Source organism: Modicisalibacter muralis (assembly GCF_900102945.1).
Lineage (GTDB): Bacteria > Pseudomonadota > Gammaproteobacteria > Pseudomonadales > Halomonadaceae > Modicisalibacter > Modicisalibacter muralis.
The window spans coordinates 204,985-223,364 of record NZ_FNGI01000001.1 but is presented as its reverse complement, the minus strand read 5'-3'; the positions used below and the strand labels follow the sequence as shown (position 1 = coordinate 223,364).

At 61.0% G+C, this 18,380-nt stretch carries 14 protein-coding genes and 4 tRNA genes; 6 read left to right on the top strand and 12 right to left on the bottom strand.

The genetic code is table 11. From position 1 onward, the window contains the following. Nucleotides 1-127: 127 nt before the first annotated feature. The 6 genes from BLR92_RS01095 to BLR92_RS01070 form a co-directional block, all read right to left on the bottom strand. Nucleotides 128-901: an ABC transporter permease gene (locus BLR92_RS01095; RefSeq protein ID WP_089724677.1), complete on the bottom strand. Its 774-nt coding sequence runs from the start codon at nucleotides 899-901 to the stop codon at nucleotides 128-130. After that, a complete protein-coding gene (locus tag BLR92_RS01090) occupies nucleotides 898-1,866 on the bottom strand; it encodes an ABC transporter ATP-binding protein (protein WP_089724675.1) in 969 nt (322 codons plus the stop codon). The genes BLR92_RS01095 and BLR92_RS01090 overlap by 4 nt, the downstream gene beginning before the upstream one ends. A 178-nt stretch (nucleotides 1,867-2,044) precedes the next feature. Further along, a tRNA-Gly gene (locus BLR92_RS01085) sits at nucleotides 2,045-2,119 on the bottom strand. A 36-nt stretch (nucleotides 2,120-2,155) separates the two neighbouring features. Then, nucleotides 2,156-2,231, bottom strand: a tRNA-Glu gene (locus tag BLR92_RS01080). Nucleotides 2,232-2,321: 90 nt separating this feature from the next. Continuing rightward, a tRNA-Gly gene (locus tag BLR92_RS01075) sits at nucleotides 2,322-2,396 on the bottom strand. Nucleotides 2,397-2,428: 32 nt separating this feature from the next. After that, nucleotides 2,429-2,504 (bottom strand) — tRNA-Glu (locus BLR92_RS01070). 216 nt (nucleotides 2,505-2,720) lie between these two features. Between BLR92_RS01070 and msrB the strand changes: the two genes are divergently transcribed. The 4 genes from msrB (at nucleotide 2,721) to htpX (ending at nucleotide 6,456) form a co-directional block, all read left to right on the top strand. Then, entirely contained in the window at nucleotides 2,721-3,122 is a 402-nt protein-coding gene (gene msrB / locus BLR92_RS01065) for a peptide-methionine (R)-S-oxide reductase MsrB (protein WP_089724671.1), read from the top strand. Between the two features lie 81 nt (nucleotides 3,123-3,203). Continuing rightward, complete coding sequence (ylqF, locus tag BLR92_RS01060) at nucleotides 3,204-4,154, top strand: ribosome biogenesis GTPase YlqF (protein ID WP_089724668.1); 951 nt, start codon at nucleotides 3,204-3,206, stop codon at nucleotides 4,152-4,154. 72 nt (nucleotides 4,155-4,226) lie between these two features. Continuing rightward, a complete protein-coding gene (locus tag BLR92_RS01055; RefSeq protein WP_089724666.1) occupies nucleotides 4,227-5,459 on the top strand; it encodes a pyridoxal phosphate-dependent aminotransferase in 1,233 nt (410 codons plus the stop codon). A gap of 97 nt (nucleotides 5,460-5,556) precedes the next feature. Next, nucleotides 5,557-6,456 (top strand): protease HtpX, encoded by a 900-nt coding sequence (gene htpX, locus BLR92_RS01050; RefSeq protein WP_089724663.1) that lies wholly within the window; start codon nucleotides 5,557-5,559, stop codon nucleotides 6,454-6,456. A 24-nt stretch (nucleotides 6,457-6,480) separates the two neighbouring features. Here the strand turns inward: htpX and pdxB are convergent, their stop codons facing one another. After that, the gene (pdxB, locus tag BLR92_RS01045) at nucleotides 6,481-7,653 is read right to left on the bottom strand and encodes a 4-phosphoerythronate dehydrogenase PdxB (RefSeq protein WP_089724661.1); all 1,173 of its coding nucleotides are present in this window, start codon (nucleotides 7,651-7,653) and stop codon (nucleotides 6,481-6,483) included. A gap of 120 nt (nucleotides 7,654-7,773) precedes the next feature. Here pdxB and BLR92_RS01040 point away from each other — a divergent pair, with 120 nt between their 5' ends. After that, nucleotides 7,774-8,052: a WGR domain-containing protein gene (locus tag BLR92_RS01040; RefSeq protein ID WP_089724659.1), complete on the top strand. Its 279-nt coding sequence runs from the start codon at nucleotides 7,774-7,776 to the stop codon at nucleotides 8,050-8,052. A gap of 24 nt (nucleotides 8,053-8,076) precedes the next feature. On the opposite strand, the gene BLR92_RS01035 is transcribed toward BLR92_RS01040, so the two are convergent. Together BLR92_RS01035 and rlmKL are read right to left on the bottom strand one after the other, a co-directional pair. Then, a complete protein-coding gene (locus BLR92_RS01035; protein WP_089724658.1) occupies nucleotides 8,077-8,403 on the bottom strand; it encodes a glutaredoxin family protein in 327 nt (108 codons plus the stop codon). A 79-nt stretch (nucleotides 8,404-8,482) separates the two neighbouring features. After that, the gene (gene rlmKL, locus BLR92_RS01030) at nucleotides 8,483-10,675 is read right to left on the bottom strand and encodes a bifunctional 23S rRNA (guanine(2069)-N(7))-methyltransferase RlmK/23S rRNA (guanine(2445)-N(2))-methyltransferase RlmL (protein ID WP_089725924.1); all 2,193 of its coding nucleotides are present in this window, start codon (nucleotides 10,673-10,675) and stop codon (nucleotides 8,483-8,485) included. A gap of 234 nt (nucleotides 10,676-10,909) precedes the next feature. Here rlmKL and rmf point away from each other — a divergent pair, with 234 nt between their 5' ends. Beyond that, nucleotides 10,910-11,116: a ribosome modulation factor gene (gene rmf / locus BLR92_RS01025; protein ID WP_089724656.1), complete on the top strand. Its 207-nt coding sequence runs from the start codon at nucleotides 10,910-10,912 to the stop codon at nucleotides 11,114-11,116. Nucleotides 11,117-11,219: 103 nt separating this feature from the next. On the opposite strand, the gene BLR92_RS01020 is transcribed toward rmf, so the two are convergent. The 3 genes from BLR92_RS01020 to BLR92_RS01010 form a co-directional block, all read right to left on the bottom strand. Beyond that, nucleotides 11,220-12,233, bottom strand: a complete 1,014-nt coding sequence (locus tag BLR92_RS01020) for a quinone-dependent dihydroorotate dehydrogenase (protein WP_089724654.1) — start codon at nucleotides 12,231-12,233, stop codon at nucleotides 11,220-11,222. 105 nt (nucleotides 12,234-12,338) lie between these two features. Beyond that, the gene (locus tag BLR92_RS01015) at nucleotides 12,339-13,331 is read right to left on the bottom strand and encodes a hypothetical protein (RefSeq protein ID WP_089724652.1); all 993 of its coding nucleotides are present in this window, start codon (nucleotides 13,329-13,331) and stop codon (nucleotides 12,339-12,341) included. Nucleotides 13,332-13,506: 175 nt separating this feature from the next. Further along, nucleotides 13,507-18,345, bottom strand: coding sequence for an NAD-glutamate dehydrogenase (locus BLR92_RS01010; RefSeq protein WP_089724650.1), 4,839 nt, complete (start codon nucleotides 18,343-18,345; stop codon nucleotides 13,507-13,509). Nucleotides 18,346-18,380: the final 35 nt, after the last annotated feature.

The window sequence follows — 18,380 nt, the reverse complement described above, 5'->3', positions numbered from 1 at the left end:
AAAAACACCGAGCGAGGATCAGGCAAGGCAAAGATCGACGAGAGAGCGGAGTTTACTGAAGTAAATGAGCATCTTGAGTGGACCTTTAACGCCGCATGATCAAGCGCAGGAATTTTTCGCACAGAAACTAGCTACGGATGCCTTTCCCGCGCTCCAACATCCACAGCGCCAGGAAGAAAGCGGCGACGATAAAGATGCCGATCGCCACCAGCGCGCCGGCCACCGGGATGTCGGACACCCCGAGAATGCCGTAGCGAAAGGCATTGACCATATACAAAATCGGATTGACCATCGACACGCCCTGCCAGAAATCCGGCAGCAAGTCGATGGAATAGAACACCCCGCCGAGGTAAGTCAGCGGCGTCAGCACGAAGATCGGCACGATGGAGATGTCGTCGAATTTGTTAGCCACCAGCGCGTTGATGAACCCACCGATGGAGAACAGCGTGGCGGTCATGATCACCACGCCGAGGGTGATCAGCGGGTGGCGCAACGACAGATCGGTAAAGAACAGCGACACCACGGTGACGATCAACCCCACGCCCAGGCCACGCGCCATGCCACCAAAGACGAAGCCGGACAGGATCACCCAATTGGGCATCGGCGAAACCATCATCTCTTCCACGCTGCGTTGAAATTTGTTGGAGAAGAACGACGAGGCAACGTTGGAGTAACTATTGGTGATCACTGACATCATGATCAGCCCGGGCACGATGTAGGCCATGTAGCTGAAGCCGTCCATCTCACCAATTCGCGAACCGATCAGGTTGCCGAAGATGATGAAGTACATGGTCATGGTGATCGATGGCGGCAGTAGCGTCTGCGGCCAGATACGCGTGAAGCGACGCACTTCCTTGACCACCAGAGTCCACAACGAGACCAGAATCTGCATGGGGTTCATGAGTGCTCGATCTCCCTGGCGATGCGTTGCTCCTCGGCCTTGGCATTGTCGCCTTCGACCATCGACACGAACAGCTCCTCGAGTCGGTTGGCACGGTTGCGCATCGACACGACGTTAACGCCCTGCGCGGACAGTTGCGTGAAGGCGTCATTGATGTGCTGGCCCTTCTTCACCGACAACGCCAGTTGCGCGCCGTCGACACGCTCGATATCAAAGCCCTCGATACTCGGCAGTACATCCAGCGGTTGGGCCAGGTCGAGCAGGAAGGTCTCGGTATCGAGTTCGGTAAGCAGACCGCGCATCGAGGTGTTCTTGACGATTTCGCCACGGTTGATGATGGCGATATTGCGGCACAGGCTCTCGGCCTCTTCCAGATAATGCGTGGTGAGGATGATGGTGGTGCCTTCCTCGCGATTGATACGCTGCATGTACTCCCACATGCTGCGTCGCAACTCGATATCGACGCCGGCGGTGGGTTCATCGAGAATCAGCAGGCGCGGGCGGTGGATCAAGGCACGCGCGATCATCAGGCGACGCTTCATGCCACCGGAGAGCATACGCGCCGGACCGTTGCGCTTGTCCCATAGCCCCAGATCCTTGAGCAGCTGGTTGCAGCGCGGCCTGGCTTCGCGCATCGGCATGCCGTAGTAGCCCGCCTGGGAGTGGACGATATCCTCGACCTTCTCGAACTGGCTGAAATTGAACTCCTGCGGCACCACGCCCAGATTGTACTTGGCCCTGGCGAAATCCCGGTCGATGTCGATACCGTAGATTTTCACCTTGCCGGCGGTCTTTTGCACCAGCGAGCAGACGATACCCAGCGTAGTGGACTTACCGGCGCCATTCGGGCCAAGCATTGCGAAGAAATCGCCTTCGGGCACATCCAGATCGATGCCCTTCAGGGCGTTGAAGCCATTGCCGTAGACCTTGGTCAGCCCACGGATGGACAGAGCCGGTTCTGCCATCGAACGCACCTGTCGTCAGTCGGTCGCTCACAGCGTCACGAGAACGCCTGAGGAGAAAATAAGGGAAAATGATTACATGCGGCCAGCGCAGAAAAATTCAATGCCTGCTAACGATATACGCCTCAAGGAAGCAGAAAAACCGGCTGGTTGTCATGAAGATAGGAGAGATTTTTCGATTTGGAGCGGGAAACGAGATTCGAACTCGCGACCCCAACCTTGGCAAGGTTGTGCTCTACCACTGAGCTATTCCCGCACTGCTGACTTGCGCTTTTTTACCGCATGGCCGGAGTGGCGTCCCATAGGGGGTTCGAACCCCTGTTACCGCCGTGAAAGGGCGGTGTCCTAGGCCACTAGACGAATGGGACACATCATGGAGCGGGAACTACGAGATTCGTCCGGCTGGCGCCCCAGCTCGAGACCCTCGTCGCAACTGCTTCCCCACCGAAGTGGGAATTTGGAGCGGGAAACGAGATTCGAACTCGCGACCCCAACCTTGGCAAGGTTGTGCTCTACCACTGAGCTATTCCCGCGCTAATCCAATTCCGGCTACCCGAAAAGGAAGTGGCGTCCCATAGGGGGTTCGAACCCCTGTTACCGCCGTGAAAGGGCGGTGTCCTGGACCACTAGACGAATGGGACGCAGACCCTTGCCTCGTCGAGGTGGCGCGTATATTAATTAGCGCGGCGAAGGGTGTCAAGCGCGGGTCGGCCCCTATCCACCCGTCGACGAAACCGCTCGCGAGGCGATCCCAGCGAGCACTAAAATATACTGGAAAATCGCCCTGCTCTCGTTGTTTCATGGCGTTATCTCATGCCGAGAGCCGATGTAGCCGGTTAGCAAAATGGAGGAACGTCATGCGCAAGAAACTCCACAAGAGCGACGCCGAATGGCGCGAGCAGCTCACTCCCGAGCAGTATCACGTAACGCGCGAAAAAGGCACCGAGCCCCCTTTCAGTGGCGACCATGGCGCTAGCGACGAGCACGGCATCTACCACTGCGTATGCTGTGGCGCGGCGCTATTCGAGAACGAGCACAAGTTCGAGGCCGGCTGCGGCTGGCCGAGCTTCGACCGCCCACTGGCCAGTGCCGCCGTGGAGGAGCATGCCGACAATACACACGGCATGCAGCGCACCGAAGTGGTCTGCTCGCGTTGCGATGCCCACCTGGGCCACGTCTTCCCCGACGGCCCACCGGAATCCACCGGTCTGCGCTATTGCATCAACTCGGTAGCGCTCGGTTTCCACGCTGGCGAATAGCCCTTCCCCCCGCAAACCGCGACGGGCGCCGATCTGTTAAGATAGGCGCCCGTTTTCATGCTAGCGCCCAAGGTGACGATAATGCTCGGCTGGTACCCGGGACACATGAACAAGGCACGCCGCCAGATCAAGGAAGCGCTACCGGAGATCGACGTGGTGCTCGAAGTGCTCGACGCTCGCCTGCCCTACTCCAGCGCCAACCCCATGCTGGCCGTGCTGACCGAGCACAAGCCGGTATTGAAGATTCTCTCGCGCGCCGATCTCGCCGACCCTGCGCGCACCGACGAGTGGGTCGCGCATTTCGATGCCCAGCCGGACACCCGCGCCCTGGCGGTAACCACCACCAACGCCCGCGAGTTGAAGCGCATTCCCAGGCTGTGCCATGAGCTGGCCGGCCGGGTACGTGCCGATCGTGACGTCCGCGTCATGGTCATGGGTATTCCCAACGTCGGCAAGTCGACGCTGATCAATGGCCTGGCCGGCCGAAAAATCGCCAAGACCGGCAACGAGCCGGCGGTTACCAAGCGCCAGCAGAAGATACGCATCGACGGGCGCATCGCGCTGATCGACACTCCCGGCGTGCTGTGGCCGAAAATCGAGGATCAGGCCAGCGCTTACCGCCTGGCGGCCAGCGGCGCGATTCGCGACACCGCGATCGACTACCTCGAGGTGGCGATCGTCACCGCCGCCGAACTGGCGCGGCGCTATCCCGACGAGCTCACCGGGCGCTTCAAGCTCAGATCGCTACCGGCCTACACCCCCGACCCGCATGCCGCCGATGTCCAGGTCGATGGCCCGAAGCGCGTCGACCTGCTGGCCCTGGCCGGTTTCGATGGCCAGGCCATCATCAAGGAGGTCGCCAGCAAGCGTGGTGGCCTGCGCGCCGGCGGCGCGGTCGATCTGCATCGCGGCGCCGAAGTACTGTTGCACGAATTGCGTGACGGCAAATTGGGGCGCCTCACCCTGGAAACGCCAGCCGACATTCCCGCACCAGTCATCGAGATCGATGAATCCGCCAACGACCCGGCCTGACGTGCGCCTGTCGCTTTGGCAGGCCCACCGTGCCGGGGTATGCTGTGCCCTGCTCGCGCCCTAGGAACATCCATGGATACTTCGACCCCGATCAAGAAATCGCACAAGCTCGACAACGTCTGCTACGACATTCGCGGCCCGGTGCTCGAACATGCCCGCCGCCTCGAAGACGAAGGCCAGCGCATCCTGAAGCTCAATATCGGCAACCCCGCGCCGTTCGGCTTCGAAGCGCCCGAGGAGATCCTCCAGGATGTGATGCACAACCTGCCGACCGCGCAGGGTTACTGCGACTCCAAGGGGCTCTACTCGGCACGCAAGGCGATCATGCAGGAGTGTCAACGCAAGGATATTCCGGGCATCGGCATCGAGGACATCTTCATCGGCAACGGGGTTTCCGAGCTGATCGTGATGGCCATGCAGGCGCTGCTCAACGACGGCGACGAAGTGCTGATCCCGGCGCCCGACTACCCGCTATGGACCGCCGCCGCCAACCTTTCCGGCGGTCGCCCGGTGCATTATCTGTGCGATGAACAGGCCGACTGGGCGCCGGACATCGCCGACATTCGCGCCAAGGTCACCAGTCACACGCGCGCCATCGTGTTGATCAACCCCAACAATCCCACCGGCGCGGTCTACCCGCCCGAGGTGATCAAGGAGCTACTGACGATCGCCCGCGAGCACAAGCTGGTGGTGTTCTCCGATGAGATCTACGACAAGATTCTCTACGACGACGTCGAGCACGTCGCCACCGGCGCACTGGCCGATGAAGACCAACTGGTGGTGACGCTCAACGGCTTGTCGAAAAGTTATCGCTGCGCCGGCTTTCGTTCCGGCTGGATGATTCTCTCGGGCAACGTGGCCAAGCAGCATGCCGAAGACTTCATCCAGGGGCTCAATATGCTGGCCTCGATGCGCCTGTGCGCCAACGTACCCGCGCAGCACGCCATCCAGACCGCGCTGGGTGGCTATCAGTCGATCAACGATCTGGTGTTGCCGGGAGGGCGTCTGCGCGCGCAGCGCGATATCACCCACGAGAAACTCAACGCCATCCCCGGCGTTTCGTGCGTCAAGGCCAAGGGCGCGCTCTATGCCTTTCCGCGACTCGACCCCAAAGTGTTCAACATCAAGGACGACGCCAAGCTGGTTCTCGATCTGCTGCTGCAGGAAAAGATACTGCTGGTTCAGGGCACCGCCTTCAACTGGCCGGAGCCCGACCACGTGCGCATCGTCACCCTGCCCTGGGCTGACCAGCTCGACGACGCGCTGGAGCGCTTCGCGCGCTTTCTCGCGCGTTACCGTCAGTGAGTTGCGCCGAAGCGCTATATATTAAACGACACGCTTGAAACCCGGCCGTCGAGAACCTATCTAAATGGCCGACAAGGCTCACCGAGGGTCACTCCCCATGATGCGCATCATCCTGTTCCTGGCCACCAACCTGGCCGTGGTGCTGGTAGCCAGTATTACGCTGCGCCTGCTCGGCGTGGAGCCCTACCTGAATGCCAATGGGCTGAACATGAACGGCCTATTGATCTTCTGTTTCGTGTTCGGCATGGCCGGCTCGCTGATCTCGCTGTTCATCTCCAAATGGATGGCCAGGAAGAGCACCCGCACTCAGGTCATCGATACACCGCGTAACGCCACCGAGCAATGGCTGGTCGATACCGTCGCCGAACTGGCCCGTGAAGCCGGCATCAAAACGCCCGAAGTCGGCATTTTCCCGGCGCAACAGTCCAATGCCTTCGCCACCGGCTGGAACAGGAACGACGCCCTGGTCGCGGTTTCCGCCGGCCTGCTCAGTCGTATGCGTCCGGAAGAGATTCGCGCGGTACTGGCCCACGAAATCGGTCATGTCGCCAATGGCGACATGGTCACCCTGGCGCTGATTCAGGGCGTACTCAACACCTTCGTGATGTTCTTCGCGCGTGTCGTCGCGCAACTGGTCGATGGCTTCCTGCGCCGCGGCGACAACGGCGGTCTGGGCTTCATGGGTTATTTCGCCGTAGTGATCGTCGCCGAGATCGTCTTCGGCCTGGTCGCCTCGGTCATCGTCGCCTGGTTCTCGCGCTTTCGCGAATACCGTGCCGACTCCGCCGGCGCCAAGCTGGCCGGTAGCGGCGCGATGATCAATGCCCTCGCACGCCTGAAATCCGAGACCCATATGCCGGATCAGATGCCCGACACCCTGACCGCCTTCGCGATCACTACCGGCCGGACCCGCAAGATCATGGAGCGGCTGCTCGCCAGCCACCCACCACTCGATGAGCGCATTCGTGCGCTAAAGGAATCGGCCTACCGTCAGTAGATACCCGCCGTGATAGCAGACCTGTCAGGACGACGACTTGCTGGCCAGCTTGACCTTGAACCCATAGCCCTCGATGGCATCGCGCAGGTCGCCGGCGTTTTTCTTCAGATCGACACGCAGCGTCGAGAATTCGCGGCGTACCGGGTATTCGTCGCGGTAGCGATCGAAGGCGTTGGCCATGCCGAAACGCCGCCGGTAGCGCTCGAAGCCGACCATGTCGCGACGTACGTCGTAGCAGGCCCGCACGCACAGCGCCAATGCCTCGAGCGGCGGCGCCCAGCCGGTGAGCACGATCTTGCGCAGCCACGGGTCGGGCTTGATCTGGCCCAGCTTGCGCCGTGCGGGCAGGCCGTAATGGCGCATCAACGCCTGATAGACCAGTTCGGTACCGCGCATCTTGCCATCCAGGCTGTAGCCAGCAATGTGCGGGGTGGCGATATCGACCAGACCATAAAGCGCCTCGTCGATGGCCGGCTCATTCTCCCAGACATCGATCACGCTGCGCAGATCGCCCCGACTCTCGAGGCGTTGACGTAGCGCGGCGTTATCCAGGCAGGCGCCGCGCCCGGCATTGACCAGCCAGGTTCCCGGCTTGAGTGCCGCGATGCGCTGCGCGCTCATCAGGTGATGCGTGGCATGCGGCCCCTCGCGGGTCAGCGGCGTGTGCAGGCAGATGATGTCGGCCCGCTCGATCAGCGTGTCGAGATCGACGAAATCCCCTTGCGTATCATCGGCCGCCTCGGCTTCGGCACGCGGCGGATCGCAGAGCAGGCAATCGACATCGAGCTCTGCCAGGCGGCGGCGCAAGCGCTCGCCAACATTACCGACCCCGACGATACCCACGCTGCGATTGGCCAGTAGGAAATCCTCTTCATCGGCCAGCATCAGCAGGCTTGAAAGCACGTAATCCACCACCGACTCGGCGTTGCAACCCGGCGCGCTGGCGAAGCCGATCCGCCGTTCACGCAGGTAGTCGAGATCGACATGGTCGGTGCCGATGGTGCAGGTGCCGACGAAGCGTACCCGGGAACCTTCCAGTAGCGCGGCATCGACCCGGGTGATGGAGCGTACCATCAGGATATCCTGATCGCGCACTGCCTCGGCGGTGATCTCCCGGCCCGGCAAGCGAGTGATCTCGCCCAATTCACCGAAGAATTCGTCGGCCAGGGGAATGTTCCGATCCACTAGAATGCGCATGAGAGGTTCTCGCTCCTTGTTCACGGCCAGCGGGCGGTTACAATGACGCAACCTCGCGCCGCAGGCCATCTTAGGCCGTGACGCCGAAAGCGACAAGCCGCCGCCAATTCAGGAGCCACCGTGATCGTCCGCTGGGAAAGTGACCATGACTACGTACTGGTGCATGTCCATCGGGACATGTTCGGCGACTGGATATTCGTTCGCGCCTGGGGGCAGATCGGCACCCAGTTCGGCGGGCTGAAACACCAACTGGCCGACAGCTACGAGCAGGCCATGATGTGGCTCGACGACGTCGCGCATATTCAGACCTCGCGGGGTTTTCACAAGGTGCTCGAAACCAGCGAAGATAGCCCCGAGGGGCGCGACGCGGTGCGCCAACTCTCACTGCTCGATGGCTAGGCTCTGTCTGAAAACTGCCTGCGCTCAATTCAAAAAGCGCCGCCCTCTGACCCGCCTCGCACCACGCGGCGGTGAATCCACTTCCTGCACCTCATTCAGCGGCGCTGCCAACAGCCCTCGCGCGTCGAGCCAGGCCGCCAGTCGCTCGACCTCGAAGCCCCGCTCCAGCTCTTGCCCATCGCTATCGGCCAATACCGGGATACGTTCGCCGTAACGGGCGACAAGCGCCTCGTCGTCGGCGATGTCGATGCGTTCGAGTTTGATACCCGCCACGCCCAGGCGCGCCAACTTGGCTTCGAGCCGCTCACACAGATGACACCCCAAGGTGGTGTAAAGCCTCAGTCGATTCACGCATCCTCCCGGTGGCGAATCAGAAAGCAGCGATGCAGATCGGGGCGGCGTTGGCCGGATAAAAAGCGGGTCGAATGGCTCACGCATCCTCCCGGTGACGAATCAGAAAGCAGTGATGCAGATCGGGGCGACGTTGAAAATCGGGATCGAACGTCTTCGCCGAAATATCCTCGACCGCATAGCGACGCGCCACCGCGTCATCCAGGCGAAAACGCTGTTGATTGTTGGAGAACACCAGCGTACCTCCAGGGGCCAATCGCGCCATGGTCAGATCGAGCAGGCGAGCATGGTCACGCTGAATATCCAGGGTGTCGTCCATCTTCTTGGAATTGGAGAAGGTCGGCGGGTCGAGAAAGATCAGATCGAACTCGCTGCCAGCGGTTTGTAGCCAGCGCAGACAATCGTCGCGAACCACCCGGTGCCGGCCCGGGTCGAGCCGGTTGAGCGCCAGGTTGTCGCGCGCCCACTCCAGATAGGTATTCGACAGATCGACGCTAACGCTGTCGCTGGCTCCGCCCTTCTCGCCACCCAACGCGGCCTGAATCGTGGCCGCGCCGGTATAACAGAACAGGTTGAGAAAACGCTTGCCGGCGGCCATGTCAGCCAACATGCGCCGCACCGGCCGATGATCGAGAAACAGCCCGGTATCCAGATAGTCGCGCAGATTGACCCATAACAGCGCCTTGCCCTCTCGCACCTGGAATCGCTCGCCGCTCGCGTCACGCTTCTGGTACTGGGCCTTGCCGGCCTGGCGCTCGCGTTGCTTGAAGTAGACACGCTCGGCACGCACACCGAGCGCCTCGGGAATCACTCCCAGCGCATCGAGTAGGCGGCGTTGCGCCTGATTGGGATTGATCGATTTGGGTGGCGCGTACTCCTGCACATGCACGTGCTCACCGTAAACGTCGATTGCCAGGGCATATTCCGGCATGTCGGCATCGTACAACCGGTAGCAGGTCTCGCCACTGGTCTTGAGCCATTTTTTTAGCCGCTTGCGGTTCTTCTCCAGGCGGTTGGCAAACATCTGCGCACCTTCGGAGCGCGCCGGCTTGCCGTCGAGCGTTGGCGCGCGCGCATCGCCTGGCGCAGCGTCAGGCACCGTCATCAACAACAGTTTGCAGTCGAGTGGCCCGTTCTTGAACGCGTACTGCTTGTCGGCACGCAGCCCGGTGCGATGGCCGAGATCCGGATTGCCGGTGAACAGCGCCAGCCGCCAGCCGGGAAATTCCCGTCGTGCCCGCTCGCCGAGCGCCGCGTATAACGGCACCAACTCAGGCAACTCGCCGAGTCGCTCGCCATAGGGCGGGTTGGTGATGATCAACCCCGGTATTTCGGCATCGGCCGGGCAGGCAAGTTGAGTTACCGCGCCACCCTGAAAATCGATCAGCGCGGGAATGCCGGCGCGCATGGCATTGGTTTTCGCGGCACTCAGTGCCTGCGGACTCTGATCGAAACCGTACAGGCGCGATTTGATGCGTCGGCGTCCCAGGCCGGCACGCGCCTCGGCCTCGCGCTTGAGCTCACACCACAGCGCTTCGTCGTGACCGGCCCAGCCATGCAGGCCGAAGCACTCACGATTGAGCCCCGGTGCGACATCGGCCGCCATCAGCGCGGCTTCGATCAGCAGCGTGCCCGAGCCACACAAGGGGTCGATCAGCGGCTCGCCACGCTTGGCGCGCGCCGGCCAGTCGGCGCGGACCAGCAGCGCCGCGGCAAGGTTCTCCTTGAGCGGCGCATGGCCCTGTTCACGCCGATAACCGCGCTGGTGCAGGCTGACGCCAGCCAGGTCGATGCCCAGCGTCAACCGGCCACGATGCAGATGCGCATAAATGCGTAGATCGGGCTCGCGCAGCTCCACCTGGGGGCGTTCACGGCCAGCCTCGCGTAGCGCATCGACCACGCCGTCCTTGATCGTCTGGGCGCCGAAGCGGGTATGCCGGATCTGCTCGGACTGACCATGGAAATCCACCGCCAGGGTGGCACCCGGCGCCAGGTGTTGCGTCCAATCGATCTGCTGGGTCGTCGCCTTGAGCACCTCGGGTCGTTCGTTACCCTCCTCGCGAGCCAGGCATAACACGACCCGATTGGCGAGGCGCGACCACAGGCAGGCACGGTAAGCTACCGACAACGGCGCGCGAAAATGCACGCCGGCCACAGTGGTCTTGGTGATTTCACCGCCCAGCGTCGTGAGTTCACTGGCCAGCAATTCCTCGATGCCCTTGGGGCAGGTTGCGAAAAAACTCGCGCTTTCAGCGAATTGAGACACAGCCATGATGTGAGGCTCCGTCGTCATGTGCCCTTATGTTCCTTTGGTTTCAATTTGGTAACGTTTGTGTGACAAATTACGACTCGACAGGGTCATGCCTATTGGACTAAAAGTTAATCTTAGTAGCTACTAAAAACGCATGCGTTTCCGTCCGAACCTTCAGATCGCGGCAGCGGTGTTTCGCACCGCTCTCGTGCATATGTCTCGGTACAACTTCGGTTCTTCTCAAGAGGTCATCCGATGAAACGACAGAAACGTGATCGCTTCCAGCGTGCTTATGTTCACGGTTACAAGGCCGGTGTAGGGGGTCGCTCCCGTGATGATTGTCCTAGTCAGGATATCAATCTTCGCGAATACTGGATGAGCGGTTGGCGTGAAGGTCGAGGGGATCAGTGGGACGGAATGACAGGTGTTTCCGGTATTCACAAGAACCCCATGGTGATGTAATTCCAATTGAACGTCGCCGAGCGCTACTCGGTGAAGAACACCACCTTCAAGGCCCGTGCAATGCCACGGGCCTTTCTATTGCCAAGTTGTTTTTCCAACCAAGCTATTTCGCCAGCGCCCGAGCACATTCACCGACCAGGGTCGGCCCCCGATAGATGAACCCCGTATATAGCTGAACCAGGTCGGCACCCGCCTCACGCTTGGCAACGGCCGCTGTGTCGCTGTCGACCCCGCCGACACCAATGATCGGCAATTCGGACAGTTGGCTACGCAACGCCCGAACCACCGAGTTGGCGGCCTCGAACACCGGCACACCGGACAGCCCACCCTGCTCATCGCCGTGCCTCAGGCCGGCAACCGCGTCGCGCGCGACCGTGGTATTGGTGGCGATCACCGCATCGATGCCATTGGCGGCCAATGCCCGCGCCACCAGCGCGATCTCGTCCACGTTCATGTCCGGGGCGATCTTCACCGCCAGCGGCACGCGCTTACCACTGGCCCGGTCGAGCCGCGAGCATTCGTCGCGCAGCGCCCCCAGCAACCCATCGAGATGATCGCCGAATTGCAGGTTGCGCAGTCCCGGTGTGTTCGGTGACGAGATATTCACGGCAATGTAATGTGCGTGCGCATGGGCCTTGGTCAGGCAGATCAGGTAATCGTCCACCGCCTTTTCCACCGGCGTGGTCAGGTTCTTGCCGATATTGATGCCGATCACGCCATCGAAGCGACTCCTGCGCACGTTGTCGATCAGGTGATCGACGCCGGCATTGTTGAACCCCATGCGATTGATGATCGCGCCTTTTTCCGGCAAGCGGAACAGTCGTGGCCGGGGGTTGCCATCCTGTGGCCTGGGGGTCACCGTGCCCACTTCGACGAAACCGAAGCCCAGCGCGGCGAGTGCATCCAGATGATCGGCGTTCTTGTCGAGCCCAGCCGCCAGCCCTACCCGATTGGGAAAGCGCAGCCCCATCACCTCGACCGGGTCGTCGACCCGCCGCCCGCCGCCCAGCATTCCAGGTAGCTTCAGCCGATGCGCGGCATCCAGCGCGGATAGTGAAATGCCGTGGGCGGTTTCAGGATCGAGGCGAAACAGTAACGAGCGGGCAAGGGCGTACATCGGTTTCTCGGCAGCGACGGAAAAATCGCCGAGAGTATAGCGTAGACGCAGCACCCCGGCGACGCGGCAATGCCGCACGCCGGGGAGGAATGGCCTTATCGGCGCTTACTCAAGCGTATCGAGTTGCTGCACGCGCAGCGTGTAGTTATTGGTACCGCTTCTGGCGGGGCCGAACTTCTGCCCATCGACCCAGATGGTGTAACGGCCAGGCTGAAGCACGGTTTCGATGGCGAAGTCGCCTTCGAAACCCTCGCCCGCGTCGCTGGCCACCACATTGCCGCTGGCGTCGAGCACGCGCGCCTCGAGGCGGTAATCGCCCGGGTTGCCAATCATCGTCGAACTGGTAATCGAAACCGTACCGGCCTCGGCCACGTCGAAGCTCAGCACTTCGCCGCTTTGGCGAATCTTGATGTCGGCGACGATCTCGTCGAAAGCGCGCGGGGCGCCTTCCTCGGCTTGCGGCGCGGCATCGGCGACAGCTTCATCGGCAGCCGTCACGGCGGGTTTTGGCGCGGCGATCGTCGCCACGGCATCTTCGTTATTCACGAAGGCCGTGGTCGTGCCATCGTCGTCGCTGGCATCGAACATGATGCCCGAGCCGCCCTCGATCCCGCTCTCGTCGCTGCTGAGACGTTCGCCGCTGGCACTCAAGCCGGCCACCTGAACGGTGTACGAGTTGCCACCGGTGGACTCGCTACCAAACTTGTTGGCCTTGACGCGCAGCACGTAATCGCCCGGCTCGAGGGTCTCGACCAAGTGCAATCCGCCCCTTTCACCCTGCGCTTCGCCGGTGGCGATGACATTGCCCTGGGTATCGAGCAAGGAAGCCTGGATATAGTAGTCGTTCGACTGACCAGGCATGGTCGCGCTGGTGAATACGTAACGACCCGACTTTTCGACGGTGAACGCATGCTCGTGAGTACCGCCGAAGCCGAAGCTCTGGCTGCGCGCATCGGTACGCGACGTGAAGAACTTGCTGATATCGACCTTGGAGGCGGCTTCCATTGAACTCTGCAGTGCAGGGCTCTGAGCCAATGCCAGCGGCGCCGTGGCAGCAAGTCCCAGCGTCACGACGAGGGAAAACACACGATATTTCATGGGGCCTCTCTGAATGGGATTGACCAGTTCGTGGCACAGCATACCAGACCGTGCGATGCCGACACCCCTGTATCGCGCAGCGAATTACGCCGTCATTCCACGCTGGAATCGATTCCGGTCGGGTACCACCCCGCCCGCCGAGGTTCGACGAGCGGGGATGGCGCGGCATGACCGATCAGACTGTGCCGTTACTCTCGGCCAAATCGACCAATTCGCGAATGGCCACCGCGAACAGCGGGAAGCTACCCTGGGTACCCGAGCGTACCTCGCCGAGCAGATCGCTCCAGCGCTCGAGAAGCGTGGCATGGCGCTCCAGCCAGTGATCGACACGCGGCTCCACGTCGCGCGGCGCATCGTCCATCTTCAACACATTCACGGACAACGATAGCTGCTGACGATCAAGGTCGTCACGGAAGGTTTCGCGAGCCTGGGCTTGCCAGGTGTCGCGTACCACCAGTGCGTTGACCTGCTCGCCCATCCACGGCAACTCCAGACGATGGCCGATTTCATAATAAATATCGGCGACGCGCTGGATCTTCTCATCGGTCCGTTTGGCGGCTTCGATGATGCCAAGCCCAGCAAACAGGTTACTGGTTCCGGCGATGACATTGGCCAATGACTTGGGCACGTTGGCGGCGCTGAGTTCATCGCGGCGCTCCTGCCAGGCCTCGAGCTCATCGCCACGCAGACGCTTGCCGATGCTCTCCTGCAACTGCGCCAGGCGCGGCGCGAAATGCTCGACATTATCCTGCGTGGACAAGTCGGTACGATGGCGCAGGAACCAGCGTGTCGCGCGGCGTAGCAGGCGCATCAGATCAAGCATCATGCGGTGCTGCACCTGGCTATCGACCTTGTTGTCCAGCGCCTCGACCTGCTGCCATAGGCTGTCCAGGTTGAAGCTGTCACGGGCGACGATATAAGCGCGGGCGATATCGGCGCGGCTGGCGCCGGTGGTGTCGATCAGTCGCCGCACGAAAACGATGCCCATGTGATCGACTAGGTCGTTGGCGATCTGGGTGGCGACGATCTCGCGCTTGAGGCGGTGCTCGTACATCTCGCTGGGGAATCGCTCGACCAGCACCTTGGGGAAGGCGCGCTCCAGATGCGATTGGATATAAGGATCGTCGGGCACATCGGAAGCGATCAAATCGCCCTTCAGCGTGCTCTTGGCGTAAGAGATCAGCACCGACAGTTCGGGCAGGGTCAACCCTTCGTCGGCATTGGAGCGCTCCAGCAGCGTTTCGTCGTCGGGCAGGAACTCCAGTTCGCGATCGAGAAAACCGCCCGCCTCGAGTTCGTTGATGAAACGCCGGTACGGCCCCATTCCTTCCCGGGAAAGAATCTCGGACAGCGACAATGCCAATGACTGGCGATAGTTACTGGTCAATACCAGCTTGGCGACATCCTCGGTCATCTTGGCCAATAACTGGTTGCGCTGCTTATCGGTCATATCGCCACGCTTGACGATATCGTCGAGCAGGATCTTGATATTGACCTCATGATCGGAGCAGTTGACCCCACCGGCATTATCGATGAAATCGGTATTGACGCGCACGCCGCGCCTTGCGGCCTCCATGCGCCCACGCTGGGTCAGGCCCAGGTTGCCACCTTCACCGACTACCTGGCAGTTGAGTTCGACGCCATCGATACGCAGCCCGTCGTTGGCCTTGTCGCCAACCTCGGCATGCGATTCGCCACTGGCCTTGACGTAGGTGCCGATTCCGCCGTTCCAGATCAGATCGACGGATGCCTTGAGCATGGCGTGAATCAGATCGTTGGGCGAGAGCTTGCTTTCCTTGATGCCGAAGGCATCCTTCATCGGCTTGGTAATGGCGATCGATTTGGCGCTGCGATTGAATACCCCGCCACCTTCGGAGATCAACGAACTGTCGTAATCTTCCCAAGTCGAACGCGGCAGCTCGAACAGGCGTTTGCGTTCCTTGAACGCCTTGGCCACGTCGGGGTTGGGATCGACGAAGATATGCAGATGGTTGAAAGCACCGAGCAGGCGAATCTTGTCGGACAGCAACATGCCGTTGCCGAACACGTCGCCGGCCATGTCGCCGATGCCGACCACGCTGAATTCGTCCTTCTGGGTGTCGACACCCAATTCGCGGAAATGGCGCTTGACCGACTCCCAGGCACCGCGTGCGGTAATGCCCATCTTCTTATGGTCGTAGCCGTTGGCGCCCCCCGAGGCGAAAGCGTCGCCCAGCCAGTGGCCGTACTCGAGCGATATCTCGTTGGCGATGTCGGAGAAAGTCGCAGTGCCCTTGTCGGCGGCAACCACCAGGTAGGGGTCGTCATCGTCGTGACGCACCACGGCTGGCGGCACGACGATGTCGCCGCTCTCGAGGTTGTCGGTGACATCGAGCAGCGCACGAATGAACAGCCGATAGCAGGCAATACCTTCCTGTTGCCGGGTATCGCGGTCGGCGTTTTCCGGTATGCGCTTGCAAACGAAACCGCCCTTGGCGCCGACCGGCACGATGACGGCGTTCTTGACCTGCTGAGCCTTGACCAGACCCAGCACCTCGGTACGGAAATCCTCGTGACGATCCGACCAACGCAACCCGCCACGCGCGACCTTGCCGCCGCGCAGATGCACGCCTTCGAAACGCGGCGAATACACGAAGATTTCGTACTTCGGCCGAGGCTTGGGCATTTCGGGAACCAGGGTCGGGTCGAGCTTGAAGGCAATGTAGTCCTTGAACTCGCCGTCAGCGTCGGTCTGATAGTAATTGGTACGCAGCGTGGCTTGGATCAGGTCGATATAGCGCCGTAGCAGCAGGTCGTCGTTGAGACTGGCCACGTCGTCGAGCTGCTTGTTGATACGCTCGACGCAGGCCTCGACCTCGCTGTCGCGTTGCTGTTGCTCGGGGTCGAAACGCAACTCGAACAGCGCCACCAGCTCACGGGTGATCTCCGCATGGCTGGATAACGTATTGGCTATGTACAACTGCGACAGACCAAAGCGAACCTGCTTCAGGTAACGCGCATAGCCGCGCAACATGGCGACCTCGCGCCAGGTCAGGTTGGCACCGATGACCAGACGGTTGAACGGGTCGTTTTCGGCATCGCCGGCCCAGATACGCTTGAAGGCATCGACGAAGGTCTCGCGCATCTCCTGCAGGTTGACGATCTCGTTGGCGTGATGCTCCAGCGTGAAGTCGTGTATCCAGAATTCGCGATCGTCGCGCAGGATGCCATACGGCCGTTCGGTGAGCACGCGCAGCCCCAGGTTCTCCATGACCGGCAACACATCGGACAGCGGAATCGGCTGATCGCCATGAAACAGCTTGATCTTGATGCCGTCCTCGTCCTCTTCCACCAGTCGGTAGAGGCTCAGCGACAGCGGCGTGCTTTCATCGACCTCGCTAAGGTGATGAATGTCGTAGACCGCCGTGCGTGCCGTGAAATCGTCGCGATAGCTGCCAGGAAAGGCATCATGATAGTGGCTCATCAGGTGATTGGCTTGTTCTTCGCCAAAGCCCTCGATCATCGCGCTGTGCAAATCGTCGCGCCAGCTACGCGACAGGGTAGCGATCTTCTTCTCGATCTTGCGCAGGTCGTATTCGACCGGCGTCTCGCCGTTGAAGCGCAAGATGAACTGGATACGCGCCAGCACCGACTCCGACAGATAGGTATTGAAATCACCGAAGGTCGCATCGAGCTCGTCGCATAACAGATTCTGGATACGCACGCGCAAATCGGTGGAGAACACATCGCGCGGCACGAACACCAGGCAGGAATAGAAGCGCCCGAAACGATCCTCGCGCACGAACAGACGCACCCGGCGGCGCTCGCGAATATTCAGGATGCCCAAGGCAGTGCGCGATAGCTCATCGGTGTCTATCTGAAACAGATCGTCGCGCGGATAGACTTCGAGAATCTGCATCAGCAGCTTGCCGTTATGCCCCTTGGGATTGAAACCCGAGGCATCCATCACCGCTTGGATCTTCTTGCGCAGTACCGGCACATGGCGCGGCGAGTCGTTGTAGACCGTCGAGGCGTACAGCCCCAAAAAGCGGCGCTCGCCGATCACCTTGCCCTTGTCGTCGTAACGATCGATGGAAATGTAATCGGGATAGGCCGGGCGATGCACCCGCGAATGGTAGGCGCTCTTGGCGAACGACAGCAGCTCGGGGATCAGCACGTAATTATCGCCATCGACCCCCTTGTCGTTGCGAATTCGCTCGCGATAACGCGGCTGGCCGAGCCGGAACACTCCCAACTCGCTGCCCTCTACCGGACGCAACTCGTCTTGGCCCTTCTTGGCGATGATGTCGTACTCGTCGTAGCCGAGGAACGTAAAGTTATCGTTGAGCAGCCACTCGAGGAAGGCCACCGCTTCTTCGTGGACAGACGCATCGACTTGCTTGGGGCGTGTGGCCTTGAGCTCCTCGAGTGCAGCACAGACCTTATCGCGCATCGGCTCGAAATCGCTGACCGCCGTTCGCACGTCGACCAGCACCTCGCGCAGGCTGGTTTCAATATCCGCCAGCACGGCGGGGTCGGAGTGACGGTCGATCTCGATGACGATCATCGACTCCCGCGATCGCGGGGCATTCTTGGCCTTGACCGATGTCACGCGCTCGATGCGATGCTCGCTGTCACGTTTCACGGCCAACACGGCGTTATGGATGGCATGCACGGTAATGCCACGCCGATTGAGTTCGATGCGCACCGAATCGACCAGGAACGGCATATCCTCGTGCAATACGCCGATCACCGTGTGCGACGACTGCCAGCCATGCTTTTCGAAATCGGGATTGGTGACCGCGACCTTGGGCTGGCGCGGATCATGCTGTTGCATGAAGTGCCACACGGTCAGCGTCGCGCCATAAATGTCATCGAGGGGACGTTCGGAGAGATCCTCGAAGGGGGCGCTTGCGTAGAAATCCTCGGCGAAGGAGGCAATCGCCTTCACCTTATCCTGTGGAAGGCGCTTCGTGAGTTGCTCGCGAAGCTGGGCAAGAAATTCCTGTTTGCCATCGATTGCGACGTGTTGCATCAATCACCTCGGCTGCGCCCGGTCGCCGACTGCGA